Below are 20,781 nucleotides of genomic sequence, written 5' to 3'. Positions count from 1 at the left end.
GAGCTTAAGATGCCCCGTTACCAAGAAATCGCGCTAAGCCTAGAAAAAGAAATTAGCCACGCTTACCAAGCAGGCCAATACTTGCCGCCCGAGCAACGCTTGGCAGAACGCTACCAAGTAAATCGCCACACCCTGCGCCGCGCCATCGACGAACTCGTGCTTAAAGGTTGGTTATTGCGCCAGCAAGGTAAAGGGGTAATGGTATTAAGCAAACCGGTTCGCTACCCACTTCATGCCGGGTCCAAGTTCACCGACAACTTGCTAAATGCCGGGGCAAAACCGATTAGCCGAGTACTAAGCTTTGGCCGCGCCAACGCCAATCAGCAGGTGGCTAAAGGGTTAAACATTGAATTAGCCAGCCCCATTTTGCAGCTCAAAACATTGCGTTTTATCGACCAAATGCCCATTAGCATTGTTTTCCACCACTTGCGCATGGGCGAGCATGAAAATCATTTAAGCCAATATCAGCAGGGCTCACTGCACGGTTTTTTACAACAGCATTGCCAGCTTGAATTACGCCGACACCACACGGTAGTGGGTGCGCAAATGGCTAATCGAGAAGACTGCGCCTGTTTGCAAATTGATGGCAGCACGCCCTTGTTAACCCTACAAACGGTTAACGTAGACCAGCAGCAACAGCCTTTCGAATTTTCAATCTCCCATATTAGAGCCGAACTCGTAGAGCTAAGCTTGGAGCACCCCCAATGACTACCCAACAATCTACCCAAGCGGCAGATGTAGCCGCGCGCCAACACTGGATGGCAGTACTCGCCAAGGCTTCTTATCAAGACTTATCTAGTCGCTGGCAACAGCTAAAGCTAGATCCAGAATGTGAAATTATTCGCCAACCAGAGATCGGTTTAGCCAAATTGCAAGGCCGAGTCGGTGGCGAGGGCGAACGCTTTAACCTAGGTGATACCAGCATCACTCGTGCTGCTGTGCGCTTAAGCGATGGCACTTTAGGTTACGGCTATTTACGCGGACGGGCTAAACAACACGCGCTGCTTTCAGCCTTAATTGATGCCTTAATGCAAAACGGCGAGCATGCGCCCAGCTTACACGAGGCTGTAATTCAGCCTTTGGCTGAGCAACAACAAGCAGAACAAGCAAAAACTGCCGCTCAAGCAGCGGAATCAAAAGTAGATTTCTTCACCGTGGTTCGAGGAGAAGACTAATGCAAACAATTGAAGCAGGCTTTCCAAACAGCGTACACAACGCTCAACAGTGTTTTAGACAAATACTCAAAGCGCTTAGTGAACCAGGAAGCCAAGTAACACTTGAACATCACTTAGGTTTTGCGCCGCTTAATGCCGCAGCTAGCCAAGTTGTTATGAGTTTATGTGATCAGCAAACTGCGCTTTACCTAAGCGCTGCTTTAACAAAAAACGCAGAGCAGCCAATTGAGCAAGCCTTACACAACTTAGCCTTTCATAACGGCCTTAGCCCGGCGCCCATTAATCAAGCCGATTTTGTTGTGCTAGACGCCCAAGAAGAGCTGGATTTAAGCCAGCTAAAAGCCGGTACAGATTCCAGCCCAGAACAAAGTGCAACCGTGTTAATTCAAACCAACAGTTTGCACACCGGGCCAGTCTTTCAGCTATCTGGGCCGGGTATCAAACATAAGCTTGACCTGCAGCTAGGCGACCTAAGCACCAGCATCGTTGATTACCTGCTAAAGCCGAGCCACCGCTTTCCATTGGGTCTCGATTTTATGTTTTGCCATCAACAATCACTGGTGGCGATTAGTCGCACCACCAAGCTGGAGTTACGCTAATGTATGTAGCAGTAAAAGGTGGCGAAAAAGCCATTGCCGCAGCCCATAAACTGCAAGCTAAACGTCGCCGTGGCGACACCAATGTTGCCGAGCTTAGCGTTGAGCAAATAAGCCAACAACTTAGCTTAGCGGTAGAGCGAGTTATGACCGAAGGCGGCATTTTTGACCGTGAGTTGGCGGCCCTGGCAATTAAACAAGCCAGCGGTGACCAAATAGAAGCCATTTTTTTACTTCGCGCCTATCGCACTACGTTACCACTGTTAGCCACTTGCCTCCCTTTAAACACCGGCAACATGCAGGTGCAACGGCGAATTTCGGCTACCTATAAAGATTTACCGGGCGGGCAGCAGTTAGGCCCAACCTACGACTATAGCCACCGCCTATTAGATTTCAGCTTATTGGCCGAGCAGCAAGCGGAGCACAGTCAACCAAGCCAACACTCAATCTCGCAACCAACACCAAGCGAAGATGAAGCCTTAACAAGCAACAGGCAGCAAGCGTTTAGCAAAGTGTTTTCGTTGCTAGAACAACAAGGTTTAGCCGAGCCTGAATCAGACAGTGGCGCAGAGCCCGCCGACATAACCCAGCAAGCGATTAGTTACCCTTGCTCGCGGGCTGCACGTTTACAACAATTAAGCCGCGGCGACGAAGGCTTCTTACTCTCTATGGCCTACTCCACCCAACGTGGATATGGGCGAAACCACCCCTTTGCTGGCGAGATTCGTAGCGGCGAAGTAGCCATCGCAATCTGCCCAGAAGAGTTAGGGTTTGAGGTTGAGATAGGCAGCATTACCCTCACCGAATGTGAAATGGTAAATGGCTTTGTTAGCCCACAAGATAAAGACGCTCACTTCACCCGAGGGTATGGCTTAGCCTTTGGCTTTAGCGAACGCAAAGCTATGGCGGTTGCCCTACTCGACCGCTCTTTGCAAACCGAGCGCTATAACGAGCCGGTAAGCAGCCCAGCTCAAGATGAAGAGTTTGTGCTAGCCCATGCCGACAACGTAGAAGCCGCCGGCTTTGTTTCTCACCTTAAATTACCCCATTACGTCGACTTCCAATCGGAACTAGAACTGCTACGAAAAATGCGCCTGCAAGGAGCCAGCCATGACCAGCTTTAGCCAACAGGCTACTGCACTAGATGATAGTAGCCAGCAATACAATTTTGCTTACTTAGACGAGCAAACCAAACGCATGATCCGCCGCGCCATCTTAAAAGGTGTCGCCATTCCAGGTTATCAAGTTCCCTTTGGTGGACGCGAAATGCCAATGCCTTACGGCTGGGGAACCGGCGGCATTATGCTTAGTGCCTCTATTCTTGGCCAAGATGATGTACTTAAAGTGATTGACCAAGGCGCCGACGACACGACCAATGCGGTATCTATTCGTCACTTTTTCAGCAAAGTTTGCGACATTGCCACTACCGAAAAAACCGAACAAGCCAGTGTTATTCAAACCCGCCACCGCATTCCAGAACAAGCCCTAAGCAACAACCAAATTCTGGTTTTTCAGGTGCCTATTCCCGAGCCGCTGCGCTTTATTGAACCCCGCGAAACCGAGACCAAAAAAATGCACGCTTTGGAAGAGTACGGTTCGATGCAGGTAAAACTGTACGAAGACATTGTGAAGTATGGCTACATCGCCACCAGCTACGCTTATCCGGTAACGGTGCATGGGCGCTACCTTATGGACCCATCGCCAATTCCTAAATTCGACAATCCAAAGCTACATCAATCGGAAGCCTTAATGATTTTTGGTGCTGGGCGAGAAAAACGCATTTACTGCATTCCTCCCTACACCGATGTGCACAGCCTCGATTTCGACGACCACCCCTTTAGCATTCAGCAATGGGATGAGCCTTGCAGCCTATGTGGTAGTCACGACACCTTTCTCGATGAAGTGCTGATCGATGACCAAGGGCAACGCATGTTCATTTGCTCAGACACCGACTACTGCCAAAAGCAACAAGCCGCGCAACTAGGAGCTGAACATGACTCAGTTAGCTAAGCAACTTGAAGAACCTCGCGCAAACGCCGCGAACCAAGCCGAGCCAGCCCTACTCCAAGCCCAAAACTTGAGCATGCTGTACGCGCCAGGCAAAGGCTTTGAAGAGGTTAACTTAAGCCTTTATCCCGGTGAAGTATTGGCCATTGTAGGTGAGTCGGGCTCTGGTAAAACTACTTTGCTCAAAACCTTATCGGGTCGCCTTGCTCCACAAACCGGTAGCATTAGTTTTCAAAGCGATAGCAACACCGCAGAGCTATACAAAATTAGTGAAGCGGAACGTCGCAGCTTAATCAGGCAAAACTTTGGCATTGTGCATCAACATCCGCTAGATGGGCTTCGCCCAAGGGTGTCGGCGGGCGGCAACATTGGCGAGCGTTTAATGGAAAACGGTTGGCGCAATTACGCCGAGATCCGCCAGCAAGCACTCACTTGGCTAAAAGCGGTAGAAATAGATCAAAGCCGAATTGACGACATGCCCCTCACCTTCTCCGGCGGCATGCAGCAACGCCTGCAAATCGCACGTAATTTAGTTACCCATCCGCGTTTGGTATTTATGGACGAACCTACTGGCGGCTTAGATGTATCGGTGCAAGCGCGTTTACTAGATTTAATTCGTAATCTCGTCACCGAACTGCAACTCGCAGTGGTTATTGTTACTCACGACCTAGCGGTAGCAAGGTTGTTGGCGCACCGAATCATGGTGATGAAGCAAGGCCAAGTGGTAGAAAGCGGCCTTACCGACCGAGTGTTGGATGACCCTAGTCACCCCTACACGCAATTGTTGGTTTCATCGGTTCTTCAACAATAAACGCCTAGCTTACAAGGATTCATCATGAAACCCGTCATGATCGCTAAAAACATCAACAAAACCTTTGTATTACATAATCAAGGGGCTGCGCGTTTACCAGTTTTACGCCAGCAAAATCTAGAGATTTTTGCCGGAGAGTGTGTGGTGCTTAACGGCAGCTCTGGCTCTGGTAAATCTAGCCTATTACGTTCACTTTACGGCAACTATCAAGTTGATGAAGGTGAATTGCTGATTAGCCAAGGTGAGCAGTGGCTAGATTTAGCTACCGCTCAAGCAAGAGAAATTATTGCTTTACGCCGCAATACCATTGGTTGGGTAAGCCAGTTTTTAAGGGTTATTCCACGTTTATCGGCCTTAGATATCGTAATGCAACCGATGTTAGAAAATGGCATTAGCGATAGCCAAGCTAAAGCTAAAGCCGAAACCTTATTAAGCCATCTAAACGTGCCTGAGCGCTTATGGAGCCTAGCACCCGCTACCTTCTCTGGTGGCGAACAACAACGGGTCAACATTGCCCGCGGCTTCGCCCTCGATTACCCAATATTGTTGCTAGACGAACCAACCGCTTCATTAGACAAACACAACGCCCAACAAGTGGTTGAATTAATTTTGGCCGCCAAACAAAGTGGCGCTGCCATTGTTGGCATATTTCACGATGTTTGGGTGCGCGATTTAGTCGCAGACCGCTTACACAACATGCAACAACCAGCACAATTAGCAGGATAGTGTGATGATTATTACCAATGTAAATATGGTTCTGGAACATGAAGTAGTAACAGGGTCACTAGAAGTTCGTGAAGGCCGTATCGTGGCGCTTAGTGATACTCAAAGCCAGCACAGCAGTGCCATAAATGGCGACGGTGCTTACCTGCTGCCGGGCCTTATTGAATTGCATACCGACAACTTAGAGAAGTTTTTCACCCCACGGCCTAAGGTTAGCTGGCCCAGTGGTTCGGCCATGGCCAGCCACGACGCCTTAATGATTTCCAGCGGTATCACCACCGTGCTTGATGCCATTGCATTAGGTTACATTAACGACCACGGCACTCGCCTTGCCAACCTTGAGCGGATGCTACACACCATTGTGAATAGCCAGCAACGCGGCGTTAATCGCGCCGAGCACATGCTGCACTTACGCTGCGAACTACCGAATGCTGATACCGCCAACATATTCGAAACTTTGGTTGAGCAAGGGCCAGTAGCGATGGTGTCGTTAATGGATCACACACCTGGCCAACGCCAGTTTGTAGACAGCGAAAAGTATCGCACTTACTACATGGGTAAATACGGCTTAAACGATAAAGAAATGGCAGCTTTTGAAGCCGAGCAAACTGCCGCATCTGAGCAGTGGTCAGATGCTAATCGTAAACACATTGCGGCCTCTGCCCGCGAGCGAGGCATTGCCTTAGCCAGCCATGACGACGCCACACTTGAACACGCCTTAGAGTCTGCATCATTAGGTTGTGCCGTTGCCGAGTTCCCTACTACTGTTGCTGCGGCTAAAGCCTCGCACGAAGCGGGTTTGCAGGTAATGATGGGCGGGCCAAATATTGTGCGTGGCGGCTCTCACTCAGGCAACGTAGCCGCGGCAGAGCTGGCTCGCGAAGGCGTGCTGGATATTTTGTCGTCTGATTACTACCCTGCCAGTTTACTCGATGCCGCATATATGGTGGCTAACATGGAAGATAACAACTACGATCTTTGTCAGGCCATTCAAATGGTTAGCCTAACTCCAGCACATACCTTAGGCATGGACGACCGAGGCAGTATTTGTGAGGGTAAACGGGCCGATTTGGTATTAGCCAAACCCAATGATGAGCGCTTGCAAGTGTTGCAAGTATGGCGTGAAGGAGAGCGAGTATTTTGATGACTTCGCTAACTGCCAGTGAACTAAACGGCGAAGCCAAGTTGTTTTACTTGGTGGGGCCTTCAGGCTCAGGTAAAGACAGCATAATTAATGGCTTACGTAGCCAGTTGCAAGCGGACAGCAACCTGCTGATTGCTCATCGCTACATCACCCGCGCGGTAGATGATAGCGGTGAAAATCACATTGCCTTAAGTGTGCCAGAGTTCACCCATCGTAAACACAGCGGCTTATTTGCCATGGACTGGCTGGCCAACGGCTGCAATTACGCAGTGGGTAACGAAGTAAATACTTGGTTGAGCATGGGGTTCTCGGTGCTTTTCAACGGTTCTCGCCAACAGATTCCTTTGGCTGAAGAGTTATTTGGGGAGCGCTTGCGAATAATCGCCTTAGAGGTAGATCCCAGCATATTGGCCGAACGCCTGCGCAAGCGCGGTCGTGAATCTGAACACGATATCTCTGCACGGCTGCGCCGCAGCGAACAATATCAGGCTTCTCTACCAGAAGAGTGTTGGCGCTTAGACAACAACCGCAATCTAGACAGCACCGTGAGCAAACTGCTCAAATACATTGAAACCGAAACGACCGAGTTATATATCCAATGAAACTAACCCTACTTGGCACTGGTAATGTAACAGGCTGCCCAGTGTACGGCTGCGATTGCCTCGCCTGCCAGCGAGCGAGCTTAGACCCCAGCAAAGCAAGATTACTTTGCTCAGCGGTGCTAGAAGTAAACGGCCAACGAATACTCATCGATGCCAACCATCCGCAGTTACAAACCCGCTTTCCGGCTGGGTCTATTGATGCCATGTTACTCACCCACTTTCACATGGATCATGTACAAGCTTTATTTGAATTACGCTGGGGAGTGGCCGAGCCAATTCCGGTTTATCACCCAGATGATCCCTTAGGGTGTGATGACCTATTTAAGCACCCTGGTTTACTAGATTATCAGCCCGCTAGACAGGCCATGCATAGCTTTTCGTTAGCCGGTATCAACATAACTCCCCTAGCGTTAAATCACTCAAAACCTACTCTAGGCTACTTGTTTACCAGCGAAAATGGCCGGATTGCCTACTTAACCGATACCTTAGGGATCCCAGACCAAAGCTGGCAACAATTGCTGCGCCAGCCGCCAAAGTATGTAGTAATTGATTGCAGTAACTCTCCCCTGCATCGTTCGAGCAATCACAATAATCTTAGCGACGTACTTGAGTTAGCGCATGCTCTGCCAGACAGCACTTGGGTGCTCACTCACATTGGCCACGATTTAGACGAATACCTTATGCAACACCCCAACTGCTTATCCAGCAATGTGCTGGTTGGGCATGATGAATTATGCCTAAGCCTATAACTTCAAGGGAATAACCATGGCGATAGTAGACCCCGGCGCAAATTTAAACAGCCAGCCCAGCGTAGCTAATAGCAGTAAGGTAACCAGCTCTGAACTAGGCAGCTGGACTGAAATCGGCGAACGCTGCCTATTAGACAACGTGCAATTTGGTGATTACAGCTACGCCCAAAATGACGTAGATATTGCTTTATGCGAAGTAGGCAAATTTGTCTCTATTGCTTCAAGCGTAAGGGTAAATCCCAGCAACCACCCGTGGTGGCGGCCAAGCCTGCACCACTTTAGCTACCGCCCGCAAAAGTATGGAATGGCAGCAAAGGTAGACAATCAGGTATTTGATTGGCGTGCAGATAACAAAGTGCAGATTGGTCACGACGTATGGATTGGCCACGGCGCGATTATTATGCCGGGTGTAAACATTGGTAATGGCGCCATTGTTGGCTCTGGCAGTATTGTCACTAAAGATGTACCGGCGTGGCACATCGTGGTGGGTAATCCTGCCAAGGTATTAAGGCCGCGCTTTGATGAACCAAGCATTGGCGAGCGCCTAGAAAAACTTGCCTGGTGGGATTGGTCGCATGAAAAACTTGCCGAGGCCCTACCCTTGTTCCAAGAAGACTGCTTAAGCTTTCTGGAACACTATGAGAAACAACTGCTAAGCGAAAGCGTTTAGTGGCACTAGCCCCAACTAAAGTTCGCTTAGCCACTCATGGAATGGCCATTGCCCAAACGCTGCTTTGGGCATGCCTCTACTATAGCTTTCCTGCCACGCTGCTCACTTGGCATCAGCAGCTTGCTTGGTCTATTGCCGATGTCTCGTTAGCATTCACAGTTTGCTTAATCGCCTCTGCACTTTGCTCGCCATTTATTGGCCGTTTAATCGACAAAGGGTTTGGCCCACGGGTTTTAAGCTGCAGCGCTCTGCTGGGCGGAATCGCTTTGCTGGCCGTTAGCCAAGTGCAAAGCTTATGGCAGTTTTATGCTGCTTGGTTAGTGCTAGGCTGCGCTAGCGCTGGGTGTTTATACGAACCATGTTTTGCTTTTCTTACCCGTTATCGCGGGGACAACGCTAAATCGGCGATCACCAAAGTCACCTTATATGCTGGCTTTGCAGGTACCCTAAGCTTTCCACTTTGCCATTACCTTATCGACCTCTTAGGCTGGCGAATAACGTCCGTGAGTTTGGCCTTGATTGTTTTGCTCATCGCTACTCCATTGCTGTTTATTAGCGCCAAGTTAATTCAAGGGACCCAAAGCTCAGCGCTTGGCAAAACGGAAGCAATCGCAAACATTAAGCAATCGAGCACGGCAAATGCTCAGCTCAAAAACGCAGTGTTCTGGTTTATTGCCTTAGCCTTTTCTCTTAGCGCACTTAACCACACGGTATTAGTCAACTTTTTACTACCAAGCATGCATGCTCTCAACTTTAGCGCAGATAATGCCGTGTTAGTCATGGCGATGATTGGCCCAATGCAAGTGCTTGGGCGCATCGCAATGATCAGTGTAGATAAACAGCTATCGAATACCCTTATCACCATGCTGTGTTTTGGCAGTTTGCTCGTTGCCGCCGGTTTATTGTGGCAGCTCGAACAACTTCAGCACCTTATTTGGCTGTTTGTCGTATTACAAGGGAGTGCTTATGGCGTGACCAGTATTTTGCGGCCAGTGTTAACCAAACAATTACTCGGTGAACAAGGCTTTGGAGCGATATCGGGAATGTTGGCCGTGCCCTATTTACTCGCCAGCGCAAGTGCCCCATTTCTTGGTGCTTTTGCTTGGCAGTTAAATCAGCAGCAGGGTATTTTTGGTTTAGTCAGCCTTAGTGCAGGCCTAGGGTTTATGGCAATGGCAGCCTGTTGTTTACAACAAACTGCCAAAACAACTCGCTATCAGAAGTTAACAGCTAAACCTAAGTAAGCGCCGCTATTACTGGTGCTGTAGCTACGTGTTGCAATATCTTCGTACTGGTAACCCGCAGAGATATCGATGGTGCTCGCCACTAAATCAAACAGTTCGTAGTTAACACCCGCGCGGAAACGGTTAGCTTTGTAATCTTCATCGGTAAGCGACAGTTTTAAATCACTTTCCAAACCTAAGCCAGAACCAGGGAAACGCCAAGCCACACGCCCTACAGCGTATACTTGCTCACCATCATCAGAGCCAGCTAAAGCAGAGTTGGCACTGTCCCAACGCTCGTAACCCGCCCCCACATCTAGATAAAGGCCTGCAGTATCAAACAAGTTGTAATACAACTCACCTTGGTAGCTAGAACCATCTGCCGCATCACCTTGCTTACGTTTGTTAGCACCTACTGCCACATTTGGAATTAGCGGGATAGGATGCTTAAAACGCAGCTCTAAATCACCTTGCCAAGCCGACGAAGCTTTTGGGTCAGTATTGGTTTGAGCGATATGGCTAGCCAGTGTTAAACCTAGTAGATCGGCTTGAGCAGGAAGAGCAGCGAACATAGCAGCGCCAACAACAGCGAGGCGAAATTTCATGGTGAGTCCTTTAACTAAACAACATCTATGAGGGTAAGGCGGCATTTTGCCACGCCACTTAGTGAACACCAAGAGAAAAAACTACCTCACCATCCCCTTTTAGTTTATTTTGCTAAAATTAACTCAATAGCCACATTTAATCTAAACTCAAAGCAAATAGCCATGAAAGATTAAGCATAAACTCAATATTTACCACTGATTATGCATATCGTTTAAAGCTTGATGTAATAAGTCATCATCATTATCTTGATTCACCTGATGCTGAACGAGTGTGTCATCGTGTATGACTTGCTCATTAAGCTTATGTTGCTCATATTTATCTTCATCTAGTGGATTTTCAAACGCGTCGATAGGCTGACTATCAAACAATTCTTCATCTTGGTTAACCTGTGTTGCTGCCATATCAGGTAAATCAGTGGCCAATGGGATCTCAGAAGCAGGGGTAATATCGGCATGACTTACGCCAACCATTTGTAAATAGTGATCGATGGGCGAGCTGGCCTCCGACTGATTTAGCAGGTCTAAATGCACCGACTGGTGAGGAGTACTTTCATCGGCACCGCCAATATGCGATACCGCCTCATCAAATGAAGGTTCATCTTCAGTGATGCTTGCGCTAAAAGTCATTATGTCGTCAGGTGCGTCGTGCATGTCCGCTGCAGGTGGCATAGCCACAGACGTGTCGGGTGTGACGGTCATAGCAACAAGGTGAGTAGACGTTTGATTATGACCGCTATGTCCATGAACATAAGTCACATCTAGATTAACTTTGACATCGACATTTGACGCATGCGCATCATGATAAACAACTTGAAATACATCATGATGCTCTTCTGAAGTAGTTTGCCCTGCCCAATGGCTGCCTCCAGCAGCCTTGTTTCCTGGGGTTGGCGCTTGACTATAAACATAATCAACGTGACCGGTATCAGGGTCGATAGTTAAGGTGCCATATTGGCCATGTAGACTGGTTGAGGTATGACCCTTACCATCTGTAATTGCCCAACCTCCGCTGGGTAAATTAGGGGTGAGTTGTTGTATTAACGGGGGGACGACCAAATCGCCAGATATGTGCGAGCCAATACTGCCACCGCCCGTAGGTGTGGGTGGTGCTTTAAAGCTCAAGCTCGGTACTGGATTAGCACTATCTCCAACGAATAAAGGACTATGTATGGATGCTAAGTTACCAGCAAGATCGTGAACCGAGGCGGTAACATCAACGGTGCCTCCCGGCAGAGCCTGCACCTCTGCTGCAGTTAAAGAAGTACTCCAGGCACCATGAGCCACAACAGCTTGGTAATGATGACCGCCAATGGAGACTGTAACCACTTGTCCATCTTCAACCCCAGACACGGTACCATCGATATCAATCGCTTGGTGGTGCTCACTGGCTTCAATGATATTGTCGCTAGTGATGGGGTTAACCCGTATGCTTGCAATGGTATCAGTGCTGTAGTGATGATTATCTGTCGCGGTGGCACTGTTTCCGGCTTCATCGGTTATAGTGATTGATGCCATGATATTGGTGTGACTGCCCAGTTGGTCGGCGGGAACGCCAATAGAGAATTGATGATTAGCATCAACTGCACCGGTGTATGTGCGAGCCCCCAGCGTAAGGGTAACCTTATCTCCTACATTAACGTCTCTGCTCACTGTCCCAGTGACCGCTAGATTAGCACTGAGCTCTGTTTGATTAAGCACGTTATCGGCGGTAACAGGATCAAGACTAATATGTGGCGAAGGTGATTGGGTGTCTAGGGTGAAACTAAGACTGCTGGCTGCTGAAGTATGCCCAGCACCATCAGTCTGTCTTACCTGTAGCTGATTCACCCCTTCAATTGGCGAAAATTGAGTACTCCAATTTTTGCCGCCGTCAATAGAATACTCTACCTGCATTCCCGCTGTTTGGCCTGAGATGCTGAGCGTCCCATCTTGAGTGACTAAATCTGTAGCTGAGCTACCGGTATCATTTGCCAGTGCTACCGTTAACGGCGCAATAATGATCGGAGCTTGATAAGGGTCTATATGAATATCTAAGTTGTTTTGACTATTGTCTGCATAATCTCCATTTGTGTCCGTCACGCGATAGATAAGATTAGGTACTTGCCCACTAAATTGACTGTTAGGGGTAAAGCTATAATCGCCGTTGGCTGAAATTGCGATAACCCCAACACCAGTAATGTTATGAGTTTGCCCTGCTTGAACCGTCACGTATTGGTGTGTGGTTGGATCTTGAAATTGCACATCATGAAGCACTAAGTGTGCGCCATCATCAATATCTGTAGCCCCCTGCAGTAAATTGCCAGTAACGGGGCCGCTGTTCTGTTGGGAATGAGGGTTAAAACTATGAAGGATTGGACGGTCACTGGTGCCAGTAACGACGACTTGAGCTTGCTGCTGCGATGTTAGTGCATTGCGACCAGCCCCTTGTTGTAACTGATACTTAATGTCAATTTTTAAGGCGATGCCATTGGCTAAATGGTTGTAGCTATTGTGCGCAGGGTCGACCTGCAAGGTATGGCCATCGCTGTCTAACATAAAGCCATCGGGTACCTGATTAGTGTAATGAACGCCGTCGGTCGAAAATTGCATGTGGCTCACAGTGCCACTGCTAAACCCACCGAGTAAATCCAGAGATTTGGCAGCGCCACCTTCATTAACGCTTAAGCTCGGCGTGTCATCATGGCCATGAATTTGCACATTGATGGTATGACTTGCTGTGCCGTCCGGTGAAGTAACGGTAAAGCTTTCGGTCACAACTTGCCCCGCAACCAGGCCATTAGTGGTAGCGAGTGAATTGTCTAAGGTATAAGACCAATTGCCTTGGCGATCCATCGACAGATAACCATACTGCCCCGCCAACTGGCTGATTGTGGCAAACTTATCTTCGCCAGTGTCGACATCTGTTAATGTCAGTGTTCCTGAAATTGTATGCTCTTTTGAATCTTCAGTAAGAGTACCTTGTGATACTGCGCTAACTTTACCGTTTATAAGCGCATTATCATTAGTACCCGTAATTTTAATCACAATATCCTGCGGGGTACCATCTTTGCTATAAACTCTATGGGTAACTAAAACCTCTTCATTAGCTGCTAGATGTTGCAGCTTAATGTTGTCAACGTCATAGACCCAGGTGCCATTTGCACTAATGTGTAAATGGCCATTAAAGGGGTCATCAATTTTAGTGCCTGTACCATACCGAAAGCCTTGTTCCCCCGCATCGGGATCATTCACAAAAATGTGACCGCTGACTTCGATTATCGTATTGTTATTGTTGTTTGCAAATATACCATGATCTTCAAAAGCCACACCTTGCGTAGCCCCTGAAATAGTGGCTGCATCAGCAACGGCGGCTAGATTCATTGTTGCACTCGTCGCAGTAACGCCACCGTGGCGATCTGTCACATCATAGGTAAATTGTACATCCCCGTTGTAATCTTTGTCTGGGGTAAAGGTGAAGCTGCCATCGGCATTGGTGCTGATTGTCCCATGATCGGCTGTTAAGTGGGTGGCGCTTAGCCAGCCTTGATCATTGCGGTCGCTATCACTGGCATGGGCTAACAAATCCTGTTGGGTTAATATAACCTGCTTGTCTTCACTGCCTTGGCTAAGTACTAGGCCGCTTTTAACGGTTGGCGCGTCGTTACTACCGTGAACAACAACAGTCACTGTCTTGGTGATTCGGCTCCCATCGGTTGATATAGCCTCAATGGTGAAGTGTTCGTTCCATTCATCACCTTGCCCTAATACTCCTGCTTTTGACTCATCGACAACGTAGTGCCAGTGGCCATCGGTATCAACTGAAAATTCACCATATTTGCCAGCAGTTTGGGTAATGGCCCAGCTCACTGAATCATGAGTATCACTATCATGGGCCTGTAGCTGACCACTGACTTGTGCGCCTGTTGATTGATGCTCAATCACATCGCCAAGATGATTGGGGGCATCAATAATCACATGATCTTCTGTGCCTTTTATCTCTACAGACAGTGCTTGGCGGGTGCCGTCTGGCGCAACTAAAGTGATACTTTCGTGTAAAGACTCGCCCTCTTTTAAACCTTGAATCGATGGGTTGCGATTATCACCGTTATACAACCAAACTAGCTCGCCCTTGTGCGGGCCATGAGAATATGTTGTTAGTTCGAACTTGCCATAATTGGTTTGGATATCAAGAGGCGACCCGACTTGCCAAGTAACCGTTTTACCGCCAAATTCAATGTCGATTTGATCAACCTTACTGTCTGTATCGGTAATCGTTAGTTGATGCCATTGGGTACCAGCAAAACGGCTGCCACCAAAGTTGCCATAAGAGTTTGCACCAGGGTCAACATCTTCTTTAGCAAAATCTGCGGTTATGCCTGCAAATACTGTGTGGTCATCTACAGCCGTCAAGCTAGTGGATGCACCAGTGTGAGTGATACCACCGTGGGCATCTTTCACGTCATAGGTGAAATGAACTTGGCCGTTATAATCTTTCTCTGGTGTAAAGGTGAAGCTGCCGTCTTGATTATGCTTAATAGAACCGTGGTCGGCACGCAGGTTCTCAATGCTCAGCAGCCCAGCATCATTTTTATCTACATCAACCGTGTGTTGTAGCAATTGCGCGACGGTAATAGTTTGGCGAGTATCTTCAGTGCCTGCATTAAGTTGCACTTCTGACGAACAATAGGGGCGATCATTACTGCCATGAATGGTGATGACAATATCGTGAGATGTGCCATCTTTTGAATAAACGGTCACAGTATCAGTCAGGGTTTCTCCTTTGCCAAGATGATCAATTGCGGTGCCCCTATTTGTTGCATGGCCACCTTTCCCACGGATGTTTCCAGCATCAGCATAATAGGACCACGTACCATCTTCTCGCAGTAACAAATCGCCATATTTACCGACATAATTGTATCCGACACCATGAGAATCAAATGCAGATTCATCTGTATCAACATCAGTAATAGTTAGCGCACCACTGGCATAAAGAGGACTATTACCTAAATGACTCATACCAGGTTGAGCATAATCAGGTGACATATCTTTACCGGCGGAATTTTCGGTAACACTGCCGGTATCGACACCGCCAATCACGGCGGCGTTATTAACTCCAGTAATACTAATAGTAAGGTTTTGCGTAGAGCTGGCATTATGCTCATCGGTTACAGTGACCGGGATGGTAAGGGTTTTAGTGACGCCAGATGCTAAGGATTGATAACTTGAGTTGCTCGGATCGAAGCTATAGCTGCCATCAGTGTTAAATATCAGTCCATCAATTTTGGGGGTTGAGTAATGCAGTGTTGCGCCAGTATCAATATCTTGACCACGCATTTGCCCATATATGAGGGCACCACCTTCAATAACTGTATGCGACTGTGCAGCAATCGTGGGTCTGTCATTTGTACCGTGAACCGTCATTTCAATGGTATGAGTGGTGCCATCCGCTGAGCGAATGACAACTGAATCTTTTATCGCTTCTCCCTCTGCCAGGTGTTGAATATTTCGATTGTCCAAGGTGTAGGTGTAATGACCATTTTGCATTAGCACCACATGGCCGCCTAGCTTAGTGTCATAACCAATACCTTGGTTGGTTTGCGGGCCAATATTTGGATCAAATTTAGCTTCACCGGCATCTGCGTCTTGGATGTTCAGTTGGCCGTTATAATTAAGTTTGTAGTGAGTATCGATATAGCCGCGATCTTCTGTGACACCCCGTAAGTTCGGGTTTGTTTGGGCGTCGGTAATAACTGCATTATCGGGAGATGCTGCTAGGTCAAATTTGGCTTGGGTACTAACACTGCCACCTTGCCCATCTACTACGTTATAGCTCAAGCGAACTTCACCATTAAAATCCTTATCTGGAGTGAAGGTGTAGCTGCCATCGTTATTGTTTATGAGGTGACCATGAGAGGCTTGCAAGTTCTCGACTCGCAGAGTATCAGTGGTATCAATATCGCTTGCGTGTCTGAGTAGATCTGCGATTTGAATTATGACAGGTTTGTCTTCTGTTCCGGCTGCTAGTTGAGCCCAGGCAGTGACAATAGGCTTATCATTACTCCCCGTTACATCAACAACAACTTTATGTGGTACAGCCACTCCTGATGAGTCGGTTGCCGTTACCCAAAATGTCTCTTGTTGCTGTTGACCTGCAGCCAGCTTATCTGTCGTGCCACCTGTTGAATTATCTAACTGATAACGCCAGTTTCCTTGCTGATCGATTGACAAATTACCAAATTGACCTTGAGGTTGGCTAATCGCCCATTGAATACTGTCAGTTGAGTCAAGATCAGTCGCAATAAGGGTGCCAGTCGCATTCGCTTTCCCAGTAATATTTTCTCCCTGTTCAATAACGTTTCCTGAGGATACTCCTGAAATAACGGGTAAGTCGTTAGAGCCGTTAATGGTGACAGTGATTTTTTGCTCGGTGCCATCGATACTATGAACGACTAAGGTATCTGTAACCGATTCACCAGCTTTAAGGCCTTGAATAGCAGTTTGTGAGTTGTCAGCTGTGTAAGTCCAATGACCCAGATTATTGATACTCAGCGTACCGAACTGCCCTTGCAACGAGGTAGCAGCGAATTGGTTTTGGCCTGCATCTGCGTCAGTGATAGTCAGCGCACCATCAACGCGAAGTAGACCACTATGAACCTCTTTATCTTCTGTGAGGTTTGCAGTAAAAGCGCCTGCGATTTGAGCTTTATCATCGGTGCCGTTAATGGTGACAGTGATTTTTTGCTCGGTGCCATCAACGGAGTGCACCAGCAATGTATCGGTAAGTGACTCACCAGTTTTAAGGCCTTGAATTGAACTTTGTGAGTTGTCTGCGGTGTAGACCCAATGACCTAATTCATTGATTGATAGAGTACCAAACTGCCCTTGCAACGAGGTAGCAGCGAATTGGTTTTGGCCTGCATCGGCGTCAGTGACAGTCAGCGCACCATCAACGCGAAGTAGACCACTATGAACCTCTTTATCTTCAGTGAGACTGGCAGTTGCAGTACCACCTATCACCGCTTTATCGTCGGTACCGTTAATCGTCACTGTGATTTTTTGCTCAGTGCCATCAACAGAGTGCACCAGCAATGTGTCGGTAAGTGACTCACCGCTTTTAAGGCCTTGAATTGCAGTTTGTGAGTTGTCAGCTGTGTAAGTCCAATGACCTAATTCATTGATTGATAGAGTACCAAACTGCCCTTGTAATGAGGTCGCGGTAAATTGTGCCTGACCATTATCCGCATCCGTTACCGTCAGCGCCCCACCGACTCGAAGCTGCCCCTGATGAACGTCTTTCTCTTCAGTGAGGTTTGCAGTAGAAGCGCCTGCGATTTGAGCTTTATCATCGGTGCCGTTAATGGTGACAGTAATTCTCTGTTCAGTGCCATCGACGCTGTGAACCAACAATGTATCGGTGAGTGACTCACCGCTTTTAAGGCCTTGAATTCCAGTCTGAGAATTGTCAGCGGTGTAATTCCAATGACCTAATTCATTGATTGAAAGAGTACCAAACTGTCCTTGCAAAGATGTTGCTTGGAACTGCGCTTCACCACTGTCCGCATCCGTAATGGTTAACGCACCGTCAACACGCAATTGCCCACTATGAACCTCTTTATCTTCGGCGAGGTCTGCAGTAGAAGCACCTGCGATTCGAGCTTTATCATCGGTGCCGTTAATCGTGACAGTGATTTTTTGCTCAGTGCCGTCGACTGAATGAACGACTAAGGTATCTGTAACCGATTCACCAGCTTTAAGGCCTTGAATAGCGGTTTGTGAGTTGTCAGCTGTGTAAGTCCAATGACCCAGATTATTGATACTCAGCGTACCGAACTGCCCTTGCAACGAGGTAGCAGCGAATTGGTTTTGGCCTGCATCTGCGTCAGTGATAGTCAGCGCACCATCAACGCGAAGTAGACCACTATGAACCTCTTTATCTTCAGTGAGCGAAGCCGTTGCTGTGCCAGCAATCACCGCTTTATCGTCGGTGCCATCAATCGTCACTGTGATTTTTTGTTCAGTCCCATCGACTGAATGAACGACTAAGGTATCGGTAAGCGACTCACCGCTTTTAAGGCCTTGGATCGTAGGCTGAGAATTATCGGCAGTGTAAGACCAATGGCCTAATTGATTAATCGACAAGGTACCAAATTGGCCTTGCGGTGTTGTGGCCGCAAACTGGCTTTGCCCTGCATCGGCGTCAGTGATAGTCAGTGCACCTTCGACACGAAGTTGACCCTGATGAACCTCTTTATCTTCAGTGAGACTGGCGGTTGTAGTACCTCCTATCACCGCTTTATCGTCGGTACCGTTAATCGTAACAGTGATTTTCTGTTCAGTGCCATCGACGCTGTGAACCAATAACGTATCCGTTAATGATTCACCAGTTTTCAGCCCCTGAATAACGGTTTGAGAATTATCGGCAGTGTAAGTCCAATGGCCTAATTGATTAATCGACAAGGTACCAAATTGGCCTTGCAGTGTTGTGGCCGCAAACTGGCTTTGCCCTGCATCGGCGTCAGTGACAGTCAGCGCCCCATCAACACGAAGTTGACCCTGATGAACCTCTTTATCTTCGGCGAGGTCTGCAGTAGAAGCACCTGCGATTCGAGCTTTATCATCGGTACCGTTAATGGTGACAGAGATTTTTTGCTCAGTGCCATCGACTGAATGAACGACTAAGGTATCGGTAAGCGACTCACCGCTTTTAAGGCCTTGAATTGCAGTCTGAGAATTGTCAGCAGTGTAAGTCCAATGACCCTGATTATTGATACTCAGCGTACCAAACTGCCCTTGTAAAGATGTTGCTTGGAATTGGTTTTCTCCAGCATCAACATCACTGACAGTCAGCGCACCATCAACGCGAAGTAGACCACTATGAACATCTTTATCTTCTGTGAGACTGGCGGTTGCAGTACCTCCTATCACAGCTTTGTCATCGGTGCCGTTAATCGTCACAGTGATTTTTTGCTCAGTGCCATCGACTGAATGAACGACTAAGGTATCAGTAAGCGACTCACCGCTTTTAAGGCCTTGAATTGCAGTCTGAGAATTATCGGCAGTGTAAGTCCAATGACCTAATTCATTGATTGATAGAGTACCAAACTGCCCTTGCAGTAAATTGGCTTGGAACTGGTTTTGACCACTATCCAGATCAGTAACTGTTAATACACCATCTGCATGCAGTTGCCCTTGATGAACATCTTTATCTTCGCTGAGAACGCCACTATAGCCTCCACCAATGACCGCCTGTTCATTAGTGCCAAGAACTTGAATGGTTAAGTCTTGCTTAACTACTTCACCAGCACTGTCGGTAACACTAACAACAAAGTGCTCAACCCCCATTTGTCCTTCGATTAACGCAAGGGTTGCAGGTTGCTTATTATCAAGCTGATATTGCCACTGCCCATTATCAGGGTTAATAGTTAATCGGCCATATTGGCCTTGAGAGTGGCTAACTGCCCATTGCAGTTGCTCACTATGGTCTGGATCTTTAGCAAATAACTGACCATCAACTTCAGAAAGTGCAGCCATCTCAGTAACGTTGGCATGGTGCAAACCAGAGATTTGGGGTTTATCATTACTGCCCTCCACCTCTATTGAAACCACCATTTTGATTTGATGCTGCAGATTGTCTTTAACTAAAACAACAAATTGCTCACTATGGTGCTCTCCTTCAGCCAAAGCATTGGTCGTAGCTAGTACATTATCCAACTGATAAAGCCACTGCCCGGTATGAGAGTCTACAACCAGCTGGCCATATACCCCACTTCCTGACTCAACTGACCAGCTTACTTGGTTAGCGTCAACACCAGCAACATGCAACTGACCGCTCACCTCGCTCACTTTATCTTCTTTTACTGATCCGCTTTGTTGCTGAGCCCCTTCAGCATGAATAACCGGTACTTGCTGCTGATCAGTTTGAGAGTGATTAGCTTTAGTAAGCTGTTGTACTGTCACACTGGGCTTATAATGATTACCCTCAACATTTGCCAACTGGTTGCTCGTTAAACCCTTAACCCCAACATGATTAAGAAGTGAATGTGCAGCAAACCAATGAGAGTTGGCACTGCTACCTCCTCCTTTACCCACTCTTGCTGTCGCTTTGCTGCCATCAATTAAGGGAGCTTCCACCATGGCAGCGCCAGCAACGGCTTTTGAAGTGTCATCGTATTCGGAGGATTTAGCATTAGCAGATTCCCCACCTTTACCAGTTTCCGAAATTGTCTCTGACGGATTTGTGGCTTCTGACAATAACCCCTCATCTGGTAAAGCCTGCTGCTCACTTAGCAGTTGCTGATGAGATTTATCAGCAACCAAATCTTGATTGCTTAAACCTGCGGTTTTTACATCCCGTAACTCTTTTGCCTTAAGCCGTGCTACATCTTCATCAATACGCTTGGCTTTTTTTATGCCTTTATCTTTGTCGACACTGTTACTGCTTTTAGTAAGTTTACTTTTCGCTTTTAGGGATGATTTGTCTTGCTGCTTAGTCATAAC

14 protein-coding genes are annotated in these 20,781 nt (G+C 47.7%); 12 read left to right on the top strand and 2 right to left on the bottom strand.

Annotated elements, in window-relative coordinates:
* Positions 1-9 precede the first annotated feature (9 nt).
* From phnF to K5609_RS07295, 12 genes are read left to right on the top strand one after another with little or no spacing between them, the layout of a single operon-like run.
* A complete protein-coding gene (gene phnF / locus K5609_RS07350) occupies positions 10-708 on the top strand; it encodes a phosphonate metabolism transcriptional regulator PhnF (RefSeq protein WP_220720870.1) in 699 nt (232 codons plus the stop codon).
* The gene (gene phnG / locus K5609_RS07345; RefSeq protein ID WP_221076606.1) at positions 705-1,175 is read left to right on the top strand and encodes a phosphonate C-P lyase system protein PhnG; all 471 of its coding nucleotides are present in this window, start codon (positions 705-707) and stop codon (positions 1,173-1,175) included. The genes phnF and phnG overlap by 4 nt, the downstream gene beginning before the upstream one ends.
* Complete coding sequence (gene phnH, locus K5609_RS07340) at positions 1,175-1,774, top strand: phosphonate C-P lyase system protein PhnH (protein ID WP_221076605.1); 600 nt, start codon at positions 1,175-1,177, stop codon at positions 1,772-1,774. Before phnG ends, phnH begins: the two co-directional genes overlap by 1 nt.
* Positions 1,774-2,895, top strand: coding sequence for a carbon-phosphorus lyase complex subunit (locus K5609_RS07335; protein WP_221076604.1), 1,122 nt, complete (start codon positions 1,774-1,776; stop codon positions 2,893-2,895). Before phnH ends, K5609_RS07335 begins: the two co-directional genes overlap by 1 nt.
* Entirely contained in the window at positions 2,882-3,781 is a 900-nt protein-coding gene (locus K5609_RS07330) for an alpha-D-ribose 1-methylphosphonate 5-phosphate C-P-lyase PhnJ (RefSeq protein ID WP_137672759.1), read from the top strand. Before K5609_RS07335 ends, K5609_RS07330 begins: the two co-directional genes overlap by 14 nt.
* Entirely contained in the window at positions 3,765-4,589 is an 825-nt protein-coding gene (gene phnK / locus K5609_RS07325) for a phosphonate C-P lyase system protein PhnK (protein ID WP_221076603.1), read from the top strand. The genes K5609_RS07330 and phnK overlap by 17 nt, the downstream gene beginning before the upstream one ends.
* Positions 4,590-4,613: 24 nt before the next feature.
* Complete coding sequence (phnL, locus tag K5609_RS07320; RefSeq protein WP_221076602.1) at positions 4,614-5,315, top strand: phosphonate C-P lyase system protein PhnL; 702 nt, start codon at positions 4,614-4,616, stop codon at positions 5,313-5,315.
* Positions 5,316-5,319: 4 nt separating this feature from the next.
* Complete coding sequence (gene phnM / locus K5609_RS07315) at positions 5,320-6,456, top strand: alpha-D-ribose 1-methylphosphonate 5-triphosphate diphosphatase (RefSeq protein ID WP_221076601.1); 1,137 nt, start codon at positions 5,320-5,322, stop codon at positions 6,454-6,456.
* Positions 6,456-7,058, top strand: a complete 603-nt coding sequence (gene phnN / locus K5609_RS07310) for a ribose 1,5-bisphosphokinase (RefSeq protein WP_221076600.1) — start codon at positions 6,456-6,458, stop codon at positions 7,056-7,058. Before phnM ends, phnN begins: the two co-directional genes overlap by 1 nt.
* Positions 7,055-7,807 (top strand): phosphonate metabolism protein PhnP, encoded by a 753-nt coding sequence (phnP, locus tag K5609_RS07305; RefSeq protein WP_221076599.1) that lies wholly within the window; start codon positions 7,055-7,057, stop codon positions 7,805-7,807. Before phnN ends, phnP begins: the two co-directional genes overlap by 4 nt.
* Positions 7,808-7,823: 16 nt before the next feature.
* Complete coding sequence (locus tag K5609_RS07300) at positions 7,824-8,477, top strand: DapH/DapD/GlmU-related protein (protein WP_221076598.1); 654 nt, start codon at positions 7,824-7,826, stop codon at positions 8,475-8,477.
* Positions 8,477-9,721 carry an MFS transporter gene (locus K5609_RS07295; RefSeq protein WP_221076597.1) on the top strand — a complete coding sequence of 415 codons (1,245 nt, stop codon included), beginning with the start codon at positions 8,477-8,479 and terminating at the stop codon, positions 9,719-9,721. The genes K5609_RS07300 and K5609_RS07295 overlap by 1 nt, the downstream gene beginning before the upstream one ends.
* Here the strand turns inward: K5609_RS07295 and K5609_RS07290 are convergent.
* Together K5609_RS07290 and K5609_RS07285 are read right to left on the bottom strand one after the other, a co-directional pair.
* Positions 9,694-10,305 carry a porin family protein gene (locus K5609_RS07290; RefSeq protein WP_221076596.1) on the bottom strand — a complete coding sequence of 204 codons (612 nt, stop codon included), beginning with the start codon at positions 10,303-10,305 and terminating at the stop codon, positions 9,694-9,696. The two genes, K5609_RS07295 and K5609_RS07290, sit on opposite strands and share 28 nt — an antisense overlap.
* A 189-nt stretch (positions 10,306-10,494) precedes the next feature.
* Complete coding sequence (locus tag K5609_RS07285) at positions 10,495-20,778, bottom strand: VCBS domain-containing protein (protein ID WP_221076595.1); 10,284 nt, start codon at positions 20,776-20,778, stop codon at positions 10,495-10,497.
* Positions 20,779-20,781 lie beyond the last annotated feature (3 nt).

The sequence above is a fragment of the Agarivorans aestuarii genome, from assembly GCF_019670125.1.
In the GTDB taxonomy this organism is placed as follows: domain Bacteria; phylum Pseudomonadota; class Gammaproteobacteria; order Enterobacterales; family Celerinatantimonadaceae; genus Agarivorans; species Agarivorans aestuarii.
The sequence above is the reverse complement of the archived record's forward strand: the minus strand, read 5'-3'. Positions and strand labels throughout refer to the sequence as shown.

Bases quoted from the DNA above. Each gene is read 5' to 3' on its own strand.
- phnF (WP_220720870.1), top strand. From the start codon at position 10: ATGCCCCGTTACCAAGAAATCGCGCTAAGCCTAGAAAAAGAAATTAGC.
- phnG (WP_221076606.1), top strand. From the start codon at position 705: ATGACTACCCAACAATCTACCCAAGCGGCAGATGTAGCCGCGCGCCAA.
- phnH (WP_221076605.1), top strand. From the start codon at position 1,175: ATGCAAACAATTGAAGCAGGCTTTCCAAACAGCGTACACAACGCTCAA.
- K5609_RS07335 (WP_221076604.1), top strand. From the start codon at position 1,774: ATGTATGTAGCAGTAAAAGGTGGCGAAAAAGCCATTGCCGCAGCCCAT.
- K5609_RS07330 (WP_137672759.1), top strand. From the start codon at position 2,882: ATGACCAGCTTTAGCCAACAGGCTACTGCACTAGATGATAGTAGCCAG.
- phnK (WP_221076603.1), top strand. From the start codon at position 3,765: ATGACTCAGTTAGCTAAGCAACTTGAAGAACCTCGCGCAAACGCCGCG.
- phnL (WP_221076602.1), top strand. From the start codon at position 4,614: ATGAAACCCGTCATGATCGCTAAAAACATCAACAAAACCTTTGTATTA.
- phnM (WP_221076601.1), top strand. From the start codon at position 5,320: ATGATTATTACCAATGTAAATATGGTTCTGGAACATGAAGTAGTAACA.
- phnN (WP_221076600.1), top strand. From the start codon at position 6,456: ATGACTTCGCTAACTGCCAGTGAACTAAACGGCGAAGCCAAGTTGTTT.
- phnP (WP_221076599.1), top strand. From the start codon at position 7,055: ATGAAACTAACCCTACTTGGCACTGGTAATGTAACAGGCTGCCCAGTG.
- K5609_RS07300 (WP_221076598.1), top strand. From the start codon at position 7,824: ATGGCGATAGTAGACCCCGGCGCAAATTTAAACAGCCAGCCCAGCGTA.
- K5609_RS07290 (WP_221076596.1), bottom strand. From the start codon at position 10,305: ATGAAATTTCGCCTCGCTGTTGTTGGCGCTGCTATGTTCGCTGCTCTT.
- K5609_RS07285 (WP_221076595.1), bottom strand. From the start codon at position 20,778: ATGACTAAGCAGCAAGACAAATCATCCCTAAAAGCGAAAAGTAAACTT.